This is a genomic window from Nocardioides hwasunensis (assembly GCF_014779665.1).
In the GTDB taxonomy this organism is placed as follows: domain Bacteria; phylum Actinomycetota; class Actinomycetes; order Propionibacteriales; family Nocardioidaceae; genus Nocardioides; species Nocardioides hwasunensis.
Genome location: NZ_JACXYY010000003.1, coordinates 24,160 through 39,683 on the forward strand (window position 1 = coordinate 24,160; position 15,524 = coordinate 39,683).

Genomic DNA, 15,524 nt, shown 5'->3' on the forward strand with positions numbered 1-15,524 from the left:
GTCACACGCCCTGTGACACGCTCGACATGTTGAAGTCGGGGATGCGCAGGGCGGGGGTGGCGGTGCGTGAGAAGTAGTCGTCGCCCCACTCGCGGCTGAAGCTGGGCACGGTCGCCGAGGCCGCGCTGAACCGGTCGAGGAGGTCGACCGGGCTCTCGTTCCAGCGGAAGTTGTTGGCCGCACCGACGATCTCACCGTCCTCGACGACGTAGACACCGTCGCGGGTCAGCCCCGTCAGCAGCATCGTCTGCGGGTCGACCTCACGGATGTACCACATGCAGGTCAGCAGCAGGCCGCGCTGCGTGCCGGCGACGAGGTCGTCGATCGACCCGGCGCCATCTCCCACCTCGAGGACGAGGTTGTCGATCATCGGAGTGACGGGCTGGCCGGTCATGCCCGCGGAGTGACGGGTCTGGATCAGGCCGGTGAGCAGGCCGTCGCGGATCCAGTCGGTGCGCTCGAGCGGCAGGCCGTTGTCGAACACCGAGTCGGTGTTGTCGGATGCTCCGGCCATCACGAACGGCGCGCACTCCAGACCAGCGTACGCCGGGTCGGAGAAGAGGTTGACCCCGGGCGCGGCGACCTTGTCGTGGATGCGGGTGCCGCCGCCGCGGCGGCTGTAGACCGACTCTCCCTCGTGCGCCACCCGGGCGCCGGCACCCCAGTAGGCGTCGATCATCAGGTCGGCCACGGAGGACGGCGGGAGGATGGTGTCGTAGCGACCTGCGGGGAGGTCGACTCGCCGCTCGGCCCAGGCGAGGCGCTGGGCGACGGTCGCGGCCATCGACGCCGCGTCGACGTCACCGAAGTCGCGGGTGGCGCCGCCGACCCAGGCGCTCCGGGTGAGGGAGGTGTCCTTGGCCGTGCACGCGTAGTGGCCGGTCGGCTGCACGTGCCGAAGCCGCAGCCCTCGGCTCGAGCCGAGGTAGGTGGTGGCGATGTCGTGGTTGACGAATCCGTAGAGCAGCCGGTCCTCGGCCGTGGCCTGCACGAAGGCCTCGCCGAGGGCGGGCGCGAAGGCGTCGTAGACCCCGATGTCGGTGGTCACCGGCTCGTCGTCCCAGTCGGGGGAGGTCCGCTCGGCCACCAGGTCGGCCCGGTCCTCGGCGGGTGAGCCCGCACGAGCCGCCGCATCGGCCGCCTCGACGAGGGCGGTGACCTGCTCGGTGGTGGCCGCGCTGCCGGACACCGAGCCGGTGGCGATCCCGCCCGCGACCGAGGCGAAGCTGACGACGGTCACCGAGACCTCGGTCATCACGCCGTTGGTGGTGAGGGTGTTGTTGGCCCAGCGCAGGTTGGCGCTGGTGACGTCGCGGACGATCGCGATGCAGTCGTCGGCGGTGGACGTGGCGAGCGCGTGCTCGACCAGCTGCTGGGCGGTGCTGATCCGGGTGGTCATCAGTGGCCTGCCTCGTCGGTCGTGTTGAGGATGTTGACGCCGCGGAACAGAGCGGTCGGGCAGCCGTGGCTGACGGCCGCGACCTGACCCGGCTGGGCCTTGCCGCAGTTGAACGCCCCGTGCAGCTCCCAGGTCTCGGGGCCGCCGACGGCCTCCATGGACCCCCAGAAGTCGGTCGTGGTCGCCTGGTAGGCGACGTCGCGGAGCATCCCGTCGAGTCGACCGTCGGTGATCCTGTAGAAGCGCTGCCCGGTGAACTGGAAGTTGAACCGCTGCATGTCGATGGACCACGACTTGTCACCGACGACGTAGATGCCGTGCTCCACGCGCGAGACGAGGTCGTCGGTGGAGAGCCCGTCGGTGCCGGGCTGGAGCGAGACGTTGGCCATCCGCTGGATCGGGATGTGGCCGGGGGAGTCGGCGTACGCGCAGCCGTTGGACCGGCCCTCGTTGAGCTCGGGCTTGAGGTGACCCATCGAGCGGTCGAGCTGGTAGCCGACCAGCACGCCGTCGCGGACGATGTCCCAGGCCTGCGTCTGCACGCCCTCGTCGTCGTAGCCGACCGTGGCGAGCCCGTGCTCGGTCGTGCGGTCGCCCTGGACGTTCATCACGGGAGAGCCATAGCGGAGGGTGCCGAGCTGGTCGTAGGTCGCGAACGACGTGCCGGCGTAGTTCGCCTCGTAGCCCAGCGCGCGGTCGAGCTCGGTCGCGTGGCCGATCGACTCGTGGATGGTGAGCCACAGGTTGGAGGGGTGGACGACCAGGTCGTAGGACCCGGCCTCGACGCTGGGCGCCGTGAGCTTCTCGGCGAGCAGCTCGGGGACCTCGGCGAGCTCGGCGTCCCAGTCCCAGTGGGATCCGGTGAGGTACTCCCAGCCACGGCCCACGGGAGGTGCGACGGAGGCCATGGAGTCGAAGACGCCGGTGTCGGCGTCCTCGCCGGTCGCCTCGAAGCCCGGCTGCAGCCGGACCCGCTGCTGGGTGGTGCGGGTGCCGGAGAGGTCGGCGTAGTACTTGTTCTCCTGCACCTGCTGGAGGAACGACGTCGCGTGGGCGACCGCCGAGCCCGTGCGCAGGCGCTCGGTCCAGTCGACCAGGAGGTCCGCCTTCTCGCGGGTGGGCACGTCGAGCGGGTTGACGTCGTAGCCCGAGATCCGGGTGACGTCGTCGTGGACCGGCTCCGGGGCCAGCTCGACCGGGGTGGTCGTCATCGCCGCCGCGACCTTGGCGACGGCCACGGCCGTCTCGGCGACCCGCCGGGCCTCGTCGTCGGTCAGCACGACACCCGACGCGAAGCCCCACGCGCCGCCGTGCACGACCCGGACCGCGAAGCCGAGGTCCTCGGCGTCGCTCGCGGTCTGGAGCACGCCGTCGCGGGCACCGAGGTACTGGTAGCGGTTGCGCTCGAGGCGGAAGTCCGCGTGCGTGACGCCGAGCTCCTGGGCACGGGCCAGGGCCACCTCTCCGAGGTGGCGGTGCGGCAGGTCGCTGAAGGTCGGGTCGAGCCCGGTCGAACTCATGCGGTCGAACCTATCCGAGCGGGGTCGTCGCTCACGAGCAGGTGCGGGTCTGTCGGCGCCGGTGAGGGCTCACCAGACGTCATGGCGGGTGGTCGTCGCGACGGCCGGTGCCCATGACGTACGTCGTCGACGTCCTGGCGGGCGGTCGTCCCAGCGGCCAGGGGCCATGACGTCCGGCGACGCCGCGGCCCCGCGACGTAGCGCCCGGTCGAGGTGCGGGACCGGGCGAGGTGCGGGTCGTCAGGCGAGGCGGAGGGCGACGCGGCTGCCGTGGCGACCGCGCAGCACGCGGAGCTGGGTCGGGATGCGGGTCTGGAGCTCGGGGACGTGGCTCACGACGCCGACGACCCGACCGCCGTCGCGCAGGGAGTCGAGGGTGTCCATGACGTCCTCGAGGGTCTCGGCGTCGAGGGAGCCGAACCCCTCGTCGACGAAGAGGGTGTCGAGGTCGGTGCCCCCGGCCTCCTGCGTGATGACGTCGGCGAGCCCGAGCGCCAGGGCGAGGGACACGACGAAGGTCTCGCCCCCGGACAGCGTGGCGGGGTCACGGCTGTCGCCGGTCCAGTCGTCGCGGACCAGGAGACTGAGGCCGCCGCGGGTCTCGCCGGCGCCGCGCTGACCGGTGTGGACGAGGGAGTAGCGCTGGTCGCTCATCGTGGACAGGCGGAGGTTGGCGGCGTCGACGACCTGGCCGAGTCGGTGGGCGAGGACGTAGGCCGACAGACGCATCTGCATGCGGTTGTCGGGGTGCTTGCCGTCGACCAGCGACGCGAGGTCGGCGACGAGGTCGAGGTCGTCGCGCACCGGCGCCCAGGCGGCGACCGCCGCGCGAACCTCGTCGCGCAGGGCGCGCAGCCGGCTGGCGCGCTCACGCAGGCCCACGGTGCGCTGGTGGGCGCTGGCCGCGGCCTGCCGGACCTCGGCGTGCGCGCTGGCGAGCCCGTCGAGGTCGGGCGGCTCGGACGTGGTCGCGTGCGCCAGCTCCGGGTCCGCCAGCACCTCCTCGACCCGCGCGAGCTCACGGTCGTGTCGATCGACGGCCGCCTGCGCGGCGTCGACCTCGGACTCGGTGAGCCAGCGCTCCGCCGCCGCCGAGGCCGAGGGGAACCCCGCAGCCATGGCGGTCTCGTCGGCAGCCTGCTGGGTCTGGGTCGCCGTGGCCCGGGCCCGGGCGAGGTCCGCGGTCACGGTGCGGTGGTCATGGGTGAGCCGCTCCACCTCCTGGTGGAAGCGGGCGAGTGCGTCGAGGTCGGCGCCCTCGCCGGCCACGGCGGCGACCTGGGTCCGCAGGTCGTCCACTCGCGAGGCCAGGACGGCGGTCTCGGTGTCGTGCTGTGCGACCGCAGTCGCGAGGTCGTGACGCGTCGCGGAGAGCCTCTGCACCTCGGCGCGCAGCTGCGCCTCACGAGCGGTCAGGTCCTCGAGTCCGTCCGCCTCTCCCCGAGCCTGGTCCAGGCACCCGCGGGCCTCCTCCGTCCGGGCGAGGAGCTGATCGACGGGCGCGGCCGCCTCCGCACGGGATGCCGCCAGTCGGGTTGCGAGACCGCGCACCTGCTGGGCATGGGCCTCGACGACGCCTTCGAGGTCGTCGACGGCTCGCCGGGCCTCGCGTTCGGCCGACTCGTCGGGTGCGCCGGGAGTGGGTGAGGCCGGACGAGGGTGCTGGGCCGAGCCGCAGACCGGGCAGCTCGCCCCGACCGCGAGCTGGCAGGCGATCTCCGCGGCCATGCCGTCGAGCCGGCGCTCACGGATCTCCACCAGCGCCTCGCGGGCGATCAGTCGCGACTCCTGCACCTCACGCAGCTCGCGCTCGGCGGCGGCCACGAGGACCTCGAGCTCCTCGGCCGTCCTGGCGGCGGCGAGCCGCTCGTCGAGGACGCCGAGCTCGAGGGCCAGGGTCTCGGCGCGCGCACGGGCGGCACGGGCACGTGTCAGAGCCGGGCCTAGCGCCTCGATGACGTCGGGCAGCTGGGCCAGGCGGACCTCGACCGCCAGGAGGTCGTCGACCTGCTGGTCCCGGTCGCGCCCGACCCGCACGAGCTGCCGCTCGAGGTCGAGCGCCTGGTGTTGCAGAGGGCGGACCCGGGCGATGTCGGTGAGCATCCGCGTGGCCTCGCGCTGCAGGTCGGCGACACCCTGGTCGTCGAGCGGCGCGGCGGGGATCGTCAGCCCGTCGAGGGGCTGGTCGCCGAGCAGTCCGGCGTCGTCGGGTAGCGCCGGTCCGGCTTGTTCGGCCAGGAGGTCGACCAGCGCGCCGCGAGCGGCGTCGACGCGGCGATCGAGGTCGTCGACCGTGCGGCGCGCGTCGAGGGCCAGGAGGTGGAGCGGCCGCACCGGCGCGGACCGGTGCGCCTCGTCGAGGCGACGGCGCTGACGGACGTGGTCGTCCGACGCGGTGAGCAGTGCGGCCCGATCACGTTCGGCCGCCGCACGCCGTGCCTGGAGCCCCGCCAGGCGGGTGCCGGCGGCAAGGGTCTCGGCTGCCTCCCGCTCGTCGGCCACGAGCACCTCGAGCGTGGCCGCCTGCTCGTCGTGCTCCGCGGCCGTGGAGGTGGCCAGGGAGTCGAGCCACTGGTCGAGCACGGCCGGCTCGACCGACCACTGGTCGGGCGAGGTGTCGCACCCCACCTCGCTGACCCGGCTGACCAGGTCGGCGACCGCACGATGGTGCGCGTCGGAGGCACGGCGCAGCTCGACGCGGCGCTCGCGCAGCCACCGCTCCGTGCGGTCGAAGCGTCCGGTCTGGAAGACCTGCTGGAGGAGGGCGTGACGGTCCTCCGACCGTGCCCGCAGGAACGCCTGGAACCGCCCCTGGGGGAGCAGGGCCACCTGGCAGAACTGCGGCAGGGTCATCCCGACCAGCCGGGTGACGAGGTGACCCGTCTCGTCGAGCCGGGTGCTGAGCGGGTGCCACTGGTGTCCGCCTCCCCCGTCCGGACCGGACGACCCGGCCGTGGGGCGACGCTCGGAGATCACCACACGCGCCTGCTCGGTGGTCGTGCCGGAGCCGCGCTTCTTGGGGCGCACCCACGCGGGGGAGCGGTCGATCCGGAACCGGCGACCGGAGAGCGTCGCCTCGAGCACGACCCGCGGGACGACGTCGTCGCCGGCGTGGTCGGAGCGCAGGCGCTTGGCGGTCGACCTGTCGCCCGGGACGTCGCCGTAGAGCGCGAAGCAGACGGCGTCGAGGATGCTGGACTTGCCCGCGCCGGTCGGCCCGCTGAGCAGGAACAGACCCGCGTCGGACAGCGTGTCGAAGTCGATCCGGGTGCGGTCGGCGAAGGGACCGAAGGCCGTCACCTCGAGGTGGTGCAGCCTCATCGCGGGCCACCTCCTGCCGGGGCCTGCCGGACGGGGCCGGCTGCCGAGACCAGCACGTCGAGGTCGGGGTCGTGGCAGCAGGCGTCGAGGGCCTCCTGCAGCAGGTCTGACTCGGCTGCGGAGGCGGGGGTGCCGCGGACGTGGCGCACGAAGTCGACCGCGATCGCGTGGTCGCTCGTGCCCGGCGCGGGTGCGGTTGGCGCCCTCGGGTCGGCGACGGGCGTCGGGAACTGGAGGACGAGGGTGTGCGGGAAGCGACGCCGGAGCTGCTCCATCGCACGTGCCGGACGCTGGGGGTCGGTGAGGGTGACCTGCACCCAGTCGGCCTCGTGCGGCTCGAGCGCCGGGTCGAGCAGCAGGTCGGTGAGCGTCCCGGTGAGACGGGACAGGCGCCGGGGGACCGGCGCGTCGATCCACGTGGCACCGCCGAGCCCGCGGGCGTCGAGCTCGACGAGCCAGGAGCCCTTGACCTGGTCGGCCTCCGAGAAGGAGTAGGCGAGCGGGGAGCCGGAGTAGCGCAAAGCGGGCGAGAGCGTGTGGGGACCGTGGAGGTGGCCGAGCGCGGTGTAGTCGACGCCTTCGAAGATGCTGGTGGCCACGCGCGAGACGCCGCCGACGCTGATGTCGCGCTCGGACTCCGACGGCTCGGCGCCGGCGACGAAGGCGTGCGCGAGCACGACGGACCGGGTGCCGGCGCTGCGGCGGGTCAGGTCGGCGCGGACGCGGGTCATCGCCTGGGCCAGCGCTGCCTCGTGGCTGCGGTGGCTCAGCGCCCACGGCTCGAGGAGGGCCGACGGGTCGAGGTAGGGGATGGCGTGGATGGCGACGTCGCCGTGCTCGTCGCCGAGGACGATCGGGGTGCCGACCGACGAGGCATCGGTGCGCACGAAGACGCCGGCGGCGTCCATCAGCCGCGAGCCGAACCCGAGCCGCTGGGCGCTGTCGTGGTTGCCGCTGCTGACGACCACCTGGGCGCGGGAGGCCGCGAGGCGGGCGAACGTCTCGTCGGCCAGCGCCACCGCGTCGACGTGGGGGAGGGCGCGGTCGTAGACGTCGCCCGCGACGACCACGACGTCGACCTGCTCGGTGGCCACCACCTCGAGGAGGTGGTCGACGAACGCACCCTGGTGGCCCAGCAGGTCCTCGCGGTGGAAGGACCTCCCCAGGTGCCAGTCGGAGGTGTGGAGGATGCGCACGGGACGACGCTATGACGCGGCACCGACACCGACGGGGCCCCACGCCGGGACGAGCCGTGGCGGGTCAGGTCGGGGTCGGGTCGAGTCGGGTCTCAGCAGTAGCGGACGCTGCGGTGCGGCGAGGTGAATCCCCAGAGCTCGATCCCGGCGTCGGCGGCCAACCGGGCCGCGAGGCTCGTCGGGGCACCGACGGCGACGATGGAGCCGATGCCGCTCGCCGCGGCCTTCTGCACCAGCTCGAAGCCCACGCGCCCGCTGAGCACCAGGCACGCGACCGCAGTGGGATCGCCCGAGAGGACGCGCGAGCCCACGACCTTGTCCACGGCGTTGTGCCGGCCCACGTCCTCGCGGACCACGAGCAGGGTCCCGTCGGCATCCGCGAGACCCGCTGCGTGGACGCCGCCGGTCTTCGAGAAGAGCGTTTGACGCTGGCGCAGCGCGTCGGGGAGGCGGCGTACGACGTCGGCGTCCGGGCGCGCACCCGTCCACGGTGCGGCGGTCCGCGTCTGCAGCGCCTCCGCCACGCTGTCCTTGCCGCAGACCCCGCACGCCGAGGACCCGGCCGAGGCGGCCACGTGCCGGTGCGGCAGGTCGGCGGCGTCGGCGAGCGCCACCGTGACGACGTTGAACTCCTGGTCGGGTGCGAGGTCGTCGTCGGTGCAGTAGGCGACCTGGGTGATGGCCTGCGGGGTGGCCAGTCCCTCGTGGACGAGCCAGCCGGCGGCGAGCTCGAAGTCGTGTCCCGGCGTCCGCATGGTCACCCAGGCGCGTCGCGGCTCGAGAGCGCCGGCACGCACCCGGATCTCGAGGGGCTCCTCGGTGATGAGGCGGTCCTCTCGCGCTATCTCCGCGTCGCCCCGGTGCTCGACGACCCTCGTCCTGACCGAGGGTCCTGGGCGTCGCGCTCGCTCCGTCGTCACCCGACGAGCCTAGCCGTCGTCCGGCAGCGGACGGGGGCGGCTGGTGGCCGAGATCACCCCGCCGTGGATGCGCTCCGCCGCCTTCTGCGTCCGTAGAATGTAAGGGCCGCATCGGAGCGGCTACCTCTTACCAGTTCGAGACTCACCACGAGAGGGCAGGACGCCCTCGGAAGGACAGATCACCATGAACCCGCAGTTGCACCTCGCCATGAGGCTCGTCGACGCGCGCGCCCGTTCGGACGAGGACCGCGCCCTCCTGCGCAACGTGGAGATCGCCCTGCGTGAGGAGCGCCGAGCCCGTCGCGCTGCGCGTCGCACCCCACGCTGACCCAGCACGACGAGCGTCCGACCCAGCGTCGGGCGTGACCTCGCGGCGCCTGCGCCGCGGGACCGGACACCCTGTCAGTCACCCCACTGGCAGGGTGTTCTTCATGGCCGGCGCGGGCGCCGCCTCGAGAGCGCGACGAGGACGAGCCCGGCGAGCACGGCCGCGGCACTCGTCGCGCCGAGCCAGACCGACGGGCCACCCGTGTCGGGCAGGACGCCGCCGCCGCCGTCATCGCCACCGTTCGTGCTGGTGGGCGCCACCGTCGGCTCGTCGCTCGGCGACTCGGTGGGCTCGTCGGTGGGCTCGTCGGTCGGGGTGGGCGTCGGGGTCGGTGTCTGTGTGGGGGAGGGCGTCGCCGTGGGCGGACCCGTCGGTGTGGTCGGAGGAGGCGTCGTGGGTGTCGCGGCCAGGACGAAGTCCAGCCCACCTCGGATCTCTCCCGCCGCCGTGATCGTCGCGGTCTGCGAGGCCGCGCCGACCACGACCGTGCCGTCGGGCGCACGGACCGTCACGGTCCAGGTGCCGGGGCCTAGCTGGTCGAGGAAGTAGTGGCCGTCCGCGTCGGTGCGGACGGCCTGCGGTCCACCCGGTCCCTCGACGACGACCTCGACGCCTGCCACCGGCGACCCGTCGCGGGTGATGGTGCCGCCGACGGCTCCGGGCCGCTCGAGGGCGACGTCTTGTCCCGTGAGCCCCGCCGGCGAGACGGTGATCGGCCTCGGGGGAGGAGCGGTGAACCCGTCCGGGGCGACGACGGAGAGCGTGTAGTCGCCCGGCGGGACGGCGGTGAGCTCGTAGGTCCCGTCACCGCGCGTCGCGATGGTGATGGGAGGACCGGTGGTGGGCGTCAGCACCACCTGGACTCCACCGATGCCCACACCCCCGCCGGTGACCGTCCCGGAGACCGAGGGCAGCGCGACGATGCCGAAGTTCTGGTTCTCGAACGGTTGGCCCTGGATGACGAGTCCGCCGATGCTCGTGCCCTGTGGCCCCGCGACGTAACCGGTGGGGACGGCGATCGAGACGGTGTAGCCCGCCGCGTCGGTGTCGTCGTTGAAGTCGAAGAGGTACGAGCCGTCGGCATCCGTCGTCGTGCTTCGCGTCGGTCCGCCGCCGGGCGGGGTCAGCGTGACCACGACGCCGGCGACGCCGGGAGCGGCCGCATCGGTCGGGTCACCTTCGACGACGCGTCCGCTGATCGGTTGCGGGATGATCTCGCGGATCGCGAAGTCGGCTCGCGACGCGGGACTGTTGTCGTTGCCGCGGTTGTCGGCCGGCTTCTGCGCGGCACCGACGATCGCGCAGGTGTCCGGCACGCTGATCCGCACGACGTAGCCCGCCTGGGTCGCGAACTGGCCGAACGAGTACGTGCCGTCGGCGGCCGGCTGCGTCGTCGCCAGGGGCTCCCCGAAGGGGGAGACCAGGGTCAGCGTGGCCTGGGCGGGGCTGCACGCGTTGCCGGGCGGCGAGCTGACGGTCCCGCCGATGGGACGGGCCCGACTGACGAACCAGGTCTGGTAGACCGGGAACCCCGCACGCCGGGTGAAGGTGAAGGTGAGGCTGGTCAGTCGGGTGGTGGGCTCGAACCAGCCGCTCGCGCCGTCGGTGTCAGCGGCGGTGGCGTTGCCGGTGAGGGTGGCGTCGGCAGCGTCGAAGGTCGGCACGTCCGTGCCTCCCGCGTAGTTGAACGCGCCGCGCCACCAGCTCGCGATCGTCGCCGCCGGCACGGCGCCGCCGCTCGCGTCCGTGGCGCTGACCCGCACGGCGTCGGAGTCGATGTCGCCGAGCACGAAGGCCCAGCCGATGTCCGGCGTGGGGGAGTCGAAGGTGTACGTCGTCGTGGAGGGTGTCGTGGCGGTGTCGGCCTTGGGGCGCAGGAGCAGGTAGGCGTTGCCGGCGCTGGAGCCGTACTTCTGGCCGGGCGGCGTCGACGCTCCGAGGAAGGTGCTCGCGCCGGCCGGGAGCGACACGGGGGACCGGGAGTCCGAGGTGACGGTCGCCGCCGGGAAGCCCGGCTGCTGGGTCATCGTCGTGCGGAACGCGTTGGAGGACCCCTGGATCGGCCCCCAGGCGGCCCACCTGTCGGCGAGCGCGAGCGCGGGCGCCGCGACCATGGCGACGAGCAGTGCGGTGATGGCGAGAAGAGCGGCTCTGCGTGACATGCGAATTCCCCCAAGACGGACCGTATCTGGGGGGAGCGTAACCCGACCCGGCCTCTGGCAGGGTGGACCGCATGACCGATGACACCCGTGACGAGGACCTCCGCAGCGTCGAGCTCACCAGGATCGGCCCGGCACGCTTCAAGGCGACCAACGCCCGCGGCGGGGAGACGTTCTTCGGCACCGGGGGAGAGGATCCCGACTTCACGCCCGTCGAGCTGCTGCTCGCGGCCATCGCGGGGTGCAGCGCGCTCGACGTGGAGGCGATCACGCACAAGCGCACGACCAGCACGTCGTTCGAGGTCCACGCCGAGGGACGGAAGGTCCGCGACGAGCACGGCAACCACATGACGGGCCTGCAGGTCTCGTTCAGCCTGGAGTTCCCCGAAGGGGCCGAGGGCGACACGGCCCGCGAGCGCGTCCAGAGCGCGATCGCGATGTCACGCGACCGGCTCTGCACGGTCTCGCGGACCGTCCAGCTCGGCGAGGACGTCGTCTACCCGGACGTGCCCCGCTGACCGCTCAGGTCAGCCGACGGTGACCTTCTCGATGGTCACGTCCTTGTTGGGGGCGCCGCCGCCGGCGGGGTGCGCACCGTCGTTGCCCTCCTTGGCGATCGCGTCGAGCACCTTGAGCCCGGCCTCGTCGATCGTGCCGAAGACGTTGTAGCTCGGCGGGAACTGCGAGTCGCGGAAGACCAGGAAGAACTGCGAGCCGTTGGTGTCGGGACCGGCGTTGGCCATCGCCAGGGTCCCGGCGGGGTAGGTCTCGTCACCGCTCAGCTCGTCGGGGAAGGAGTAGCCGGCGCCACCCGAGCCGGTGCCCGTGGGGTCGCCGCACTGGAGGATGCCGAACCCGTCCTGGTCGCCGATGCGCGGGCACGGGGTGTCGTCGTAGAAGCCCTGCTCGGCCAGGGACACGAACGAGTTGACGGTGCAGGGCGCCTTGGCCGCGTCGAGGGAGAGGCCGATGTCGCCGAAGTTGGTCGTGATCGTCGCCGAGACGGTGCCGTCCGCCTGCGCCTCCTCGGCCGGCGGGTCCACCTTCTTCGCGGGCTCCTGCCCGTCGGAGGAGTACTCGCACGTCGTGGTCTTGCCGCTGCCGGCCGCGTCCGGTGAGTCGGAGGAGGAGGCGGACTCCGAGGTGGACGGGCTCGAGGAGTCGCTCGCCGAGTCACCCCCGCCGGAGTCGTCGCCGCACCCGGCGAGGACGAGCACGGACAGGCAGGCGGCCACGGTGGCGAGTCGCTTCAGCATGCGGCCGACTCTAACCAGCGCGTCCTCACATCTCCTCGTGGGTCTCCGGGTCACCGCCGAAGAGCCGGCCGTCGTCCTCGGCGAGGCCGCTGATCGCACTCATCTCGGCGTCGGTGAGCTCGAAGCCGAAGACGTCGAGGTTCTGGGCCTGGCGCTGCGGGTCGGCGGACTTGGGGATCGGGAGCGAGCCGAGCTGCACGTGCCAGCGCAGGATCACCTGGCCGGGGGAGACGTCGTGGGACCGGGCGGCCGCGGTCACGACGTCCTCGTCCAGGGGCGCGCGGCGCTTGCCCATCGGGCTCCAGGCCTCGGTGCGGATCCCCATCTGCTCGTGGACACCGCGCATGTGCTCCTGCGGGAACCGGGGGTGCAGCTCGACCTGGTTGACCGCCGGAGCGACGCCGGTGTCGTCGATGATGCGGCGCAGGTGCTCCTCGGTGAAGTTCGAGACGCCGATGGAGCGGACCAGCCCGTCCTTCTGCAGCTGCACCAGGGCGCGCCACGCCTCGACGTACGTCCCCTGAGAGGGGTTCGGCCAGTGGATGAGGTGCAGGTCCGTGTGCTCGAGCCCCAGCCGGTCGAGCGATTCGCGCACGGAGGTGATGGCATCGTCGTACGCGTGGTGGCGGCCCGGGATCTTGCTGGCCACCAGCACCTCGTCGCGAGGGAGTCCGGACCGGCGGATCGCCTCGCCGACCTCGAACTCGTTCTCGTAGTTGACCGCGGTGTCGATGAGCCGGTAGCCCGTCTCGAGGGCGCTCACGATGGCCGACGTGCCGGCCTCGCCCTTGAGCGGATAGGTGCCGAAGCCGATCGCCGGGATCGTGGTGCCGTCGTTGAGGTCGTAGGTCGCGATGTCAGCCATGCCCCCAACGTAGCCCCGCACGTCAGCGCTCGAGCCGGAGCTCCTGGGCGTCGATGAGGGACGAGGCCTGTGCGAGCGCGGCGGTGCTGTAGGCGCCGATGGCCCGCTCCTCGTGGAGGGCGTCGCGCATCAGCGACATGAACTGCCGTTGGAGCAGCATGCGCTGGGAGGCCTGGGTCAGCGCCTCCGGAGTGGTGTCACCGCCGAACTCGCGAGCCCGGTCGAGCCAGCCGAACATCTCCTCGGCCACGTTCGGGTCGATCTTCTGCCCGTCGATCACGATCGCGTCCGTCGGACCGATGGAGGCGACCGCGGTGTCGCTGATGTCGCCCATCAGCTCGGCGACCTCGCTGCGCTGTCGGTCGGGATCGACGCCGGAGACGCCGAGCGCGCGGATGAGGAGGGGGAGGGTGCCACCGTAGATCAGGAGGGAGGCGACGGCCACGACGAAGGCCACCGTGATCAGCAGGGTGCGCTCGTCGACCTCGGTGCCGATGGTGAGCGCCGCGGCGAGCGTGACCACCCCGCGCATGCCGGCCCACGACAGCACGGCGCCGCCGCGAGCGGTGATCGGCTCGCTCTCCTGGTAGTCGACGTCGGCCTTGCCGCGCGCGACCCGACGACGGAACTGGGAGAGTCGCTGCTGGCCGCGCTCGGTCGCCGTGCGCGCGTTGCCCTTCTCCTCCATGGTGTCGACGCGGTCGCTGATCTGGTCGAGGCGCTCGCGCATGGCGTCGAGCTTGGGTTGCTGGCGACGAGCGCTGAGGACCTGCACGCCCACGAAGCCGACCCGCAGGACGGCCAGGAGGACGAAGACCACCGCCGCCAGCCCCAGCACCTCGGGGACGGTGCTGTTGGACTGGTCCAGGTCGCGCAGCAGTGACTCGAGCTGCAGTCCCATCAGCAGGAAGACGCCGTTCTCGATGAGGAACTGGAGGGTGAGCCAGTTCGTGCGCTCGGTGAGCCGTTCGCGCGCACTGAACCTGCGAGGTGCGTGGTGACCGGTGACGAGGCCGGCGACCACCACCGCCACGACGCCCGAGGCCTCGGCCTCCTCGGCCGGCAGGAAGGCGAGGAACGGGACGATGAAGCTGACCGCCGTCATCAGCACCGGGTCGGCCAGCTTGCTGCGCAGCCAGACGGTCGCGTGGCCCACGGCGTAGCCGATCACGAGCGCGAGCACCACGGCGCGCGCGAAGTCGAAGAGGGCGTCACCCAGGCTGAAGCCGGCGGTGATCGCGAGGAGCGCGGTGCGCAGCACCACCAGCGCCGACGCGTCGTTGAGCAGGCTCTCGCCCTCGAGGACCGTCATCAGGCGGTGGGGGAGTCCGAGCCGCTTGCCGATCGCGCTGGCGGCTACCGCGTCGGTGGGGCTGACCACGGCGCCGAGGGCGACGCCCGCCGCGAACGAGACGTCGGGCGCGATGAGGTGGACCACGGCACCGACCGCGAGCGCCGACACGACCACCAGCGTGACCGAGAGCCAGGTGATCATGCCGAAGCTGCGCCGGAGGTCGATGACCGGCACCTGCACGGCGGTCGCGTACAGCAGGGGTGGCAGCGCGCCGAGGAGGATCCAGTCGGGCTCGAGCTCGAAGTCGGGCGTGCCCGGGAGCAGGCTGAAGACGATGCCGACGACGAGGAGCACGAGGGGAGTGGCGATGCCGGTGCGTCTGGAGAGCACCGCCGCCACGACGATGGCCATCAGGGCAGCGATCGCGAGGGTGAGCAGTTCCACGAGGTCAGGTTAGGGCGCGCGGCGACGTCTCACCTGGCGAGACCCCTCGGACGGCCGACCGCGAGGAGGTCCGCCGCGCGTGTGACCAGCGTCAACGGGCGTTCTCGGGGTCGGTGGTCCGTGGGGTTTGTCAGGGACCGGGCGAATTGCGGTGTTGGCGTGCCCCGCAGGCGGTTCCTACGGTCGGGTGGCCTGGCCACGCGCCTTCGTCCATCCACTCGGGAGGATCACGATGAACACCTCGACCACGCCGTCCGACGCGAGCTCCACGAGACTGCGGCACGGCATCGGCCTCGCGGTCGCCACGATGGCCGGGGCCGTCCTGGTGCCGGCGGCGCTGAGCAGCCCGGCGTCCGCGCACGGGTGGATCACCTCGCCGCCGAGCCGGCAGGACAGCTGTGCGAGCGGGGCGACGTCGTTCGACTGCGGCCCCATCAGCTACGAACCGCAGAGCGTCGAGGCGCCGCAGGGTGCGACCTCCTGCAGCGGAGGGAGCCAGTACGCCATCCTCGACGACAGCTCGCTGCCGTGGCCGGTCACCGACGTCGGCCAGACCGTCACCCTCCAGTGGCGGCTCACGGCGGCGCACCGCACCTCGACCTGGGAGTACTTCGTCGACGGCGAGCTCCACGAGACAGTCGACCAGGGCAACACCCAGCCCCCGTCGGACGTGAGTCACACCATCAGCGGCCTGACGCCCGGTCGCCACACGATCCTGGCCCGGTGGAACGTCGCCGACACCGTGAACGCCTTCTACAGCTGCGTCGACGTCAACGTCGGCACCGGCGTGGGCAACGGCCTGGAGAACGACTGAGTCGACCT

Annotated in this window: 12 protein-coding genes; 3 read left to right on the forward strand and 9 right to left on the reverse strand. The window is 72.5% G+C overall.

Going from position 1 to position 15,524, the window contains the following annotated elements:
• Position 1: 1 nt before the first annotated feature.
• The 5 genes from IEZ25_RS07240 to IEZ25_RS07260 form a co-directional block, all read right to left on the reverse strand.
• Entirely contained in the window at positions 2-1,399 is a 1,398-nt protein-coding gene (locus IEZ25_RS07240; protein WP_191198758.1) for a metallopeptidase TldD-related protein, read from the reverse strand.
• Positions 1,399-2,919, reverse strand: coding sequence for a TldD/PmbA family protein (locus IEZ25_RS07245; protein WP_191198759.1), 1,521 nt, complete (start codon positions 2,917-2,919; stop codon positions 1,399-1,401). Before IEZ25_RS07245 ends, IEZ25_RS07240 begins: the two co-directional genes overlap by 1 nt.
• A 240-nt stretch (positions 2,920-3,159) precedes the next feature.
• Positions 3,160-6,240, reverse strand: coding sequence for an AAA family ATPase (locus IEZ25_RS07250; RefSeq protein WP_191198760.1), 3,081 nt, complete (start codon positions 6,238-6,240; stop codon positions 3,160-3,162).
• Positions 6,237-7,436, reverse strand: a complete 1,200-nt coding sequence (locus IEZ25_RS22180) for an exonuclease SbcCD subunit D (RefSeq protein WP_191198761.1) — start codon at positions 7,434-7,436, stop codon at positions 6,237-6,239. The genes IEZ25_RS07250 and IEZ25_RS22180 overlap by 4 nt, the downstream gene beginning before the upstream one ends.
• Before the next feature lie 92 nt (positions 7,437-7,528).
• The gene (locus IEZ25_RS07260) at positions 7,529-8,356 is read right to left on the reverse strand and encodes a formate dehydrogenase accessory sulfurtransferase FdhD (RefSeq protein ID WP_191198762.1); all 828 of its coding nucleotides are present in this window, start codon (positions 8,354-8,356) and stop codon (positions 7,529-7,531) included.
• Between the two features lie 184 nt (positions 8,357-8,540).
• Here IEZ25_RS07260 and IEZ25_RS07265 point away from each other — a divergent pair, with 184 nt between their 5' ends.
• Positions 8,541-8,684: a hypothetical protein gene (locus tag IEZ25_RS07265; RefSeq protein ID WP_191198763.1), complete on the forward strand. Its 144-nt coding sequence runs from the start codon at positions 8,541-8,543 to the stop codon at positions 8,682-8,684.
• Between the two features lie 101 nt (positions 8,685-8,785).
• On the opposite strand, the gene IEZ25_RS07270 is transcribed toward IEZ25_RS07265, so the two are convergent.
• The gene (locus IEZ25_RS07270) at positions 8,786-10,846 is read right to left on the reverse strand and encodes a carboxypeptidase regulatory-like domain-containing protein (protein WP_191198764.1); all 2,061 of its coding nucleotides are present in this window, start codon (positions 10,844-10,846) and stop codon (positions 8,786-8,788) included.
• A 71-nt stretch (positions 10,847-10,917) separates the two neighbouring features.
• Between IEZ25_RS07270 and IEZ25_RS07275 the strand changes: the two genes are divergently transcribed.
• A complete protein-coding gene (locus tag IEZ25_RS07275; protein ID WP_191198765.1) occupies positions 10,918-11,361 on the forward strand; it encodes an OsmC family protein in 444 nt (147 codons plus the stop codon).
• Between the two features lie 9 nt (positions 11,362-11,370).
• Here IEZ25_RS07275 and IEZ25_RS07280 read toward each other — a convergent pair whose 3' ends face one another.
• From IEZ25_RS07280 to IEZ25_RS07290, 3 genes are read right to left on the reverse strand one after another with little or no spacing between them, the layout of a single operon-like run.
• Positions 11,371-12,099 (reverse strand): peptidylprolyl isomerase, encoded by a 729-nt coding sequence (locus IEZ25_RS07280; protein WP_191198766.1) that lies wholly within the window; start codon positions 12,097-12,099, stop codon positions 11,371-11,373.
• A 25-nt stretch (positions 12,100-12,124) separates the two neighbouring features.
• The gene (locus tag IEZ25_RS07285) at positions 12,125-12,964 is read right to left on the reverse strand and encodes an aldo/keto reductase (protein WP_191198767.1); all 840 of its coding nucleotides are present in this window, start codon (positions 12,962-12,964) and stop codon (positions 12,125-12,127) included.
• Between the two features lie 22 nt (positions 12,965-12,986).
• A complete protein-coding gene (locus IEZ25_RS07290; RefSeq protein ID WP_318152093.1) occupies positions 12,987-14,702 on the reverse strand; it encodes a cation:proton antiporter in 1,716 nt (571 codons plus the stop codon).
• A gap of 232 nt (positions 14,703-14,934) precedes the next feature.
• Here IEZ25_RS07290 and IEZ25_RS07295 point away from each other — a divergent pair, with 232 nt between their 5' ends.
• The gene (locus tag IEZ25_RS07295) at positions 14,935-15,516 is read left to right on the forward strand and encodes a lytic polysaccharide monooxygenase auxiliary activity family 9 protein (protein WP_191198768.1); all 582 of its coding nucleotides are present in this window, start codon (positions 14,935-14,937) and stop codon (positions 15,514-15,516) included.
• Positions 15,517-15,524: the final 8 nt, after the last annotated feature.